2 protein-coding genes are annotated in these 1,506 nt (G+C 44.1%); both read left to right on the top strand.

Annotated features, from left to right (window positions below; all coding sequences use genetic code 11):
- Positions 1-442 precede the first annotated feature (442 nt).
- A complete protein-coding gene (locus tag V7126_RS19975; RefSeq protein WP_175076236.1) occupies positions 443-892 on the top strand; it encodes a group I intron-associated PD-(D/E)XK endonuclease in 450 nt (149 codons plus the stop codon).
- Between the two features lie 8 nt (positions 893-900).
- Entirely contained in the window at positions 901-1,335 is a 435-nt protein-coding gene (locus V7126_RS19980) for a helix-turn-helix domain-containing protein (protein WP_046132611.1), read from the top strand.
- Positions 1,336-1,506 lie beyond the last annotated feature (171 nt).

A 1,506-nucleotide genomic window follows, 5' to 3' on the forward strand; every position in this document is an offset into this window, starting at 1 on the left:
GTTTTGGAGCGGAGTGTGATCGGTTTATGTGACGTTGTGTGACCGGAGTGTGATGCTGGTGTGACGTCACTGTGACGTTTTTTATCTATAATATAGGCGAAAATTAATGCTAGTGTGATGTAGACGTACGATTAAGTGCGTCTATTTTTTGTCTAAAACGATGTCCGATCCGAAAAGTTTATACGCAACTAATAGTGAACGCAGAAAAACGTGTGCCATTCCGAAAGTGACTCCGCATCTATTTATGACAGCAAAATTTTAAAAACGGTGTCCATTTCGGAAAGTTATTACGCATCTATTATTGAGTGCGGAAAAATTTTCGATATTGATGTCCCAAAAAAGAGCACGCTTGTGGGGTTATATGAATGAAGGCGGAAAAATTTCCGAATTTATTGTGCGGTTTTGAAAAGTCGTGGGTATTATCTTATGAGGAGGTGGCCGGATGGGTGCCGTAAGCAAACGTAATTTTTGCGGATATGCAGCAGAAAGTATTGTCCGTGCTGATTTGGCGAAGAAGGGAATCGTTAGCCTTAGTCCGGACATACCGTGGGTCCATTACGATATCGTTGCGGATGTAGACGGAGTATTTACGAAAATTCAAGTCAAAACGAATATGGAACACGATGGATATCGGATGAAGATCGATAACCGAAAATCTAACGGAGCAAGCCGTCCATATACGAAGAAGGATTACGACATACTTGCGATCGTGGATTTAGAGAATCGCCGAGTTGCGTACCTTCCTTACGATGTGTGGCAAGGGAAGTCGCAAATTTCGATTATGCTTCGAGAGGTGATCGATATGAACGGGTACGGAGGAAGCAAACAGCCGTTATACTTTTCGGATTACTTAGAATTTCCGGAGATCATGACGAAAGAGATTGCGGGGTGATTAAACGAATGACAAACGAACATCAACGACTTGTCTCAGTCGAATCGCAGTCCGAATATAATCTGACGTCCGGCAAGTCCGAAACGCGTATCTTCGTTAAAATGTACGTCGATGCCGTTAAGAAAGGACTAATCGCGGACATCGGAGCCGATCGTTGGCAGACGTTATGCGTCCTCTCGTCGTTCATGAACGAAAAGGGCGAATGTTACCCGACGCAGGATCAGATCGCTAAGGCGCTGAATGTGCGAAGAGAGGCCGCAAACAAACGTATTAAGGCTCTTTGTGATTATCGTTGGCAAGGGCGTCCGCTAGTCGTAAAGCAGAAGACGAGAGACCCGAAAACGCAGCGATGGGAAAACACGCGATACACGATCATGCCGATCAGCCAGCTTGCGATTTTTGACGGAAGTTCAGAGGAATTACCGGAGCCACGTGACGAGTAACCACACATGGCTGATCCATATATGGCTAGACAGCACACTAACAAGAACCATCTTTTAACTAGAGCCATTAATAACTAGATAAATAATAGCGCTCATATACATTCGCGCGGATATTCTTAATAAAAGATATATCGCGATAAATGAATATCTGCAAGAGTGAGCGAAAGCGAA

It is taken from the genome of Bacillus sp. JJ675 (assembly GCF_036963165.1).
GTDB lineage: Bacteria > Bacillota > Bacilli > Bacillales > Bacillaceae > Bacillus > Bacillus glycinifermentans.

Excerpts from the sequence above, each read along its gene's own strand:
- V7126_RS19975 (WP_175076236.1), top strand. The coding sequence starts at position 443 with ATGGGTGCCGTAAGCAAACGTAATTTTTGCGGATATGCAGCAGAAAGT.
- V7126_RS19980 (WP_046132611.1), top strand. The coding sequence starts at position 901 with ATGACAAACGAACATCAACGACTTGTCTCAGTCGAATCGCAGTCCGAA.